Raw genomic sequence first — 4,092 nt, 5'->3', positions numbered from 1 at the left:
AAACAACATGACCGAATGGTCATATTGTTTCTTTATTGCGTAAGCAATTAGAATAAAATGCTCTGCATTTTATTCTTGCGCGGGTACTAACGGATCACCCGCTTAATGCCAAGCCTCGGGATAGAGGATCCCCCGGACCGGGCCCTTCTGTAGAAGCCGGGCCATGGCTTGCTGCAGGTCCGCGGCGCTTACCGCATCGTATAATTCGGGACGCCGGTCCAGCCGGGAGAAGGGCAAATTCAGGATCACCGAAAAATTGGCGTAACTCCGGGCGATGAAGATATTACTCTCCATGGAGGTTTCCCAGTTTTTTTTCAGCGCCTCCCGGGATTTATGCAGCATATCCTCGTTTACGGTCCCCCCGGCAAGTCCTTGAAAAAGCCGTTCAATGGCCGCGGAAAGTTCCCCGGCCCGTTTGGGGTCGCAGGCAAAATAAACCTGCAGGCTCAGTTCCCCCGCAGGGAGGGGTGACAGGGCGGCGCTCGCCGAAACCGAGTAGACCCCGCCGAGCTTCTCCCGGATTTCTTCGGTCAAAAGGATGTCCAGATATTCGCTGAGGACCCCCGCAACGGTTCCGGCGGCCTCGGAATAGGGGGCCGGTACGTACCAGCCCAGGAACACGAGGCTCCGTTCCTCCTTTCCCTTATAAATCGAGCGTTCGGTCTTGTCGGGACGGACTATCCCCGGATCGGTCCAGGTTTTCCAGGAGCTTGCCCCCGGGGGAATCGAGGCCAGATAGGTTTCCGTATAGGTCCGCATGGCCGCAATATCAATGTTCCCGGTGAACACAAAGGTATAGTCCGCGGGATTGAGGCTTCCTTTGAGGAATTTCTCCGCCAACGCCTGGTCCACCTGGGAGAGATCCGCCAGTTCCATCGGTTTAAACCAGGGGTTATTGCCGTAAATGATCCGGCTTATCTCGTCGACAAAGACCGAGTCCGGGTCTTCGTTTCGTGTGGCCAGGGAGGTTCGGTACTGATCCAGCATGGCCGTTACCGCTTCGGGGTCGATCCGGGGATCGGTAAAGCCCAAATAAAGCATTTCAAAGAGGGTTTTGATGTCCCCGGTGGTGGCGGAACCCTGGAGCCCCCGAAGATAGGTGGAGGTCCAAAACGAGATGGACACCTGCTTATCGGCGAGTTTTTTTACCAGCTCCGGACGGGAATAGGGACCGAGCCCCGAGGCCTCCAGCATCTCCGCCGCCAGGCTTACGGAGATATTCTCCGCTGCCGGGACACTGGTGGTCCCCCCCGGGGCTATCGCATAGAGGACGATCTCGTTGTTCCGGTTCCGGGTTTCCTTAAGGATGACCTTTGCGCCGTTACTCAGTTCCCAGATAAGGGCCCCGCTGGGATCCCGTACTTCGGAATTGATGGTCCCCGGCCGGGGATCTTCGCCGATAAGTTCATCGGTAAAAACCGCTGCCTCCGGGGGGGCTATTTTTGCCCGCCGGCTTTGGGCCACCAGGGTCCGGATCTGCCGCTCCGTCGGGAGTGAGGCGGCCTCCGCTTCCGGGCTGGTGAGGAGGATCCGCAGGTCGTTGGCGGCAAAATAATCCTGTACCGTCCGCTGGATCTCCTTGGCCCCGATACCGGGGAGCAGTTTTTTAACCGCCTCCAATTCCCAGGTTACATCCGCCACCATTTGCCCGTTCAGGAAATGATTGGTAAAATTCCATACATAATCATTCGATTCCTGCCGGTCCTGCTCGGATACCATTTGTTCCAAATCAGAGACCAGGGACCGCTTGGCCCGGTCTATCTCGGCTTCGGTAAAGCCGTAACGGATCATGGATTCCTTTTCCCGCAGGAGTTCCCGGAAGGCGGCTTCGACGCTCCCGGTTTTAACCTGGGAGGCCATGACGTAATACCGGGAGGAGCTTCCGTAACGGAGATTCCCCGCCGCGGCCCATACATAGGGGGTTTCAGGCTTGGATGCCGCCTCGTCAAAACGGAGGGAAAGCATCCGGTCGATCAGGTTGTCGAGGAGCCCCTGCCGGTATGCGGCAAGGTCCCCCTGCAGGGCCTGGGGAGTCTGCTTGTGGTACATGTCTATCCGGGTAAAGGTCAACTCCGGATCAGTGATGATATGCGCCGAAAAATTCCCTTTTTTGGGGGGAGGCAGATCATAATAGGGATGATTCAAGGGGGCCGCCGGCGCCGGGGCGGTAAAATAGGCGGGCAATGCCGCTTCAACTTTGGCTCCGTCAAAATCCCCCACCAGGATGATCGCCATATTGTCCGGGCGGTACCAGGTTTTATAGAAATTTTCCAGCCGCTCCGGGGGGGCGCCCTGTATGATCTCCGGGAGCCCTATGGGGAGCCGGTCCGCATAGGGGGAACCCTCAAAAATTATGGGGACTATTTTTTGCTGGATCCGTTCCCCGGCCCCCAGGCTGCTCCGGTATTCTTCCATAATAACCAGCCGCTCGTCATTCACATCCGCCGGGACAAAGGTAATGGCATGGGTCCAATCGTCAATCACCTCCAGGGCCTTGGCGGGGATCCCTTTTGTTCCCTCCTCGTCAATTTCCGTGGGCACCTCAATGCCAAAGACGGTTTCGTCAAAGCCGGTATAGGCGTTCACCTCCGGGCCGAAACGCATCCCCAGGGAACGGAGATAATTGATCAGTTCCGATTCGGGGAAACGGGCGGTTCCGTTAAAGGCCATGTGTTCCACAAAATGGGCCAGCCCCTGCTCATCTTCCTCCTCAAGAACCGATCCCGCATTTACCGCCAGGGTAAGATACACCCGGTTTTCGGGTTTTCGATTCTCCAGGATATAATACCGAAGACCGTTGGGCAGGGTCCCGGTCCGGGCCGCCGCCATAAAGGGAACCGGATCCGTGGGCTGTCCCAGTCCGCCGTAGCTTTCAGGTTTGACTTTAGTACCGGAAGCGCAGGAAATAAAGATCAAAACAGCAAAAAAAGCGCATGCTTTTTTAATAGTTAAGTTAACAAAATACATAATATAAATTATAATGAATTTGTCCGATATATAACAGGGCTGGAGGAGGTTTTTATATGCGATTATTAACTCGATCTGATTTCGATGGTTTGGCCTGCGGGGCGCTTTTGATATACCTGGGGCTGGTGGATGAGTGGAAATTTGTTCATCCCAAGGACATACAGGATGGATTGGTGGAAGCAACGGATAATGATATCCTTGCCAATATTCCCTATATCAAGGGCTGTAAACTCTGGTTTGATCATCATTCCAGTGAAACGGAACGGCTCAAAACGGAAATTAAATTTGAAGGCGATTCCCGGCTTGCCCCAAGCTGCGCCCGGATCATCTATGAATACTATGGCGGCGACGCAAAACTCGGCCGCTTTGCCTCCATGCTTAAATACGTGGATAAGATGGATTCCGGTAATCTTACGAAGGATGAAATACTGCATCCCAAAGACTGGATTTTACTGGGATTTATCATGGACCCCCGTACCGGGTTGGGCCGGTTCAGGAATTTTACCATCAGCAACTACGATTTGATGAAAAAGCTGGCCCTGGCCTGTGTGGATAAGCCCATTGATGAACTGCTGGCCCTCTCCGATGTAAAAGAACGGCTGGATGTGTACTTTCAGCAGGAACCCCTTTTTCTGGATCTGCTTAAAAAACACAGCCGGATCGACGGTAAGGTGATTATCACCGATTTACGGGGGGTTGATCTTATTTATGCGGGGAACCGGTTCCTCATTTATACCCTTTTCCCTGAACAGAATGTTTCCCTTTGGGTTATTGACGGCAGAAACAAGGCAAATTGTGTTATCACCGCCGGCTACAGTATCCTGAACCGGACCGCCACGGTGGATGTGGGCTCCAGCCTGCTCAAATACGGCGGCGGCGGTCATCGTCAGGCGGGAACCTGTCAGGTGCCCTATGCCGACGCCGACCGGGTCCTTCAGGAACTTATCGCCCAGATGAAAGGCTGATCTTCGGCTCGAATACCACGAACCGGGAGAAAAAATAACCACGAACCACTCGGACCGGAGGAAGATAATTAACCACGAACCACTCGAACACCACGAACGAAGAGGAAGAGACGGGAAGAGAATTTGACCACGAAGGCGCAGAAGGCGAAAAAGGTAAGAA

2 protein-coding genes are annotated in these 4,092 nt (G+C 54.3%); one reads left to right on the top strand and one right to left on the bottom strand.

Going from position 1 to position 4,092, the window contains the following annotated elements; all coding sequences use genetic code 11:
- Window positions 1-102: 102 nt before the first annotated feature.
- Window positions 103-2,967 carry a M16 family metallopeptidase gene (locus tag LQZ21_RS14825; RefSeq protein WP_411045356.1) on the bottom strand — a complete coding sequence of 955 codons (2,865 nt, stop codon included), beginning with the start codon at window positions 2,965-2,967 and terminating at the stop codon, window positions 103-105.
- 56 nt (window positions 2,968-3,023) lie between these two features.
- Here LQZ21_RS14825 and LQZ21_RS14820 point away from each other — a divergent pair, with 56 nt between their 5' ends.
- Window positions 3,024-3,932, top strand: coding sequence for an exopolyphosphatase (locus LQZ21_RS14820; protein ID WP_411045355.1), 909 nt, complete (start codon window positions 3,024-3,026; stop codon window positions 3,930-3,932).
- Window positions 3,933-4,092: the final 160 nt, after the last annotated feature.

It is taken from the genome of Treponema sp. TIM-1 (genome assembly GCF_046533115.1).
Classification (GTDB): Bacteria; Spirochaetota; Spirochaetia; order Treponematales; family Breznakiellaceae; genus JAIRMO01.
The sequence above is the reverse complement of the archived record's forward strand: the minus strand, read 5'-3'. Positions and strand labels throughout refer to the sequence as shown.